Origin of the sequence: Paenibacillus sp. J53TS2 (assembly GCF_018403305.1) — a bacterium.
In the GTDB taxonomy this organism is placed as follows: domain Bacteria; phylum Bacillota; class Bacilli; order Paenibacillales; family Paenibacillaceae; genus Fontibacillus; species Fontibacillus rhizolycopersici.
In genome coordinates, this window is the sequence record NZ_BOSK01000039.1 from 1 (window position 1) to 274 (window position 274).

Below are 274 nucleotides of genomic sequence, written 5' to 3' on the forward strand. Positions count from 1 at the left end.
ACCAGACTTAAACAGCCGCCTGCGCGCGCTTTACGCCCAATAATTCCGGACAACGCTTGCCCCCTACGTATTACCGCGGCTGCTGGCACGTAGTTAGCCGGGGCTTTCTTCTCAGGTACCGTCACTCTCCTAGCAGTTACTCTAGAAGACGTTCTTCCCTGGCAACAGAGCTTTACGATCCGAAAACCTTCATCACTCACGCGGCGTTGCTCCGTCAGACTTTCGTCCATTGCGGAAGATTCCCTACTGCTGCCTCCCGTAGGAGTCTGGGCCG

The 274-nt window shown here is 56.2% G+C and carries 1 rRNA gene; it reads right to left on the bottom strand.

The features are described from left to right. Positions 1 to 274, bottom strand: a 16S ribosomal RNA gene (locus KJS42_RS22970); the annotation flags it as partial.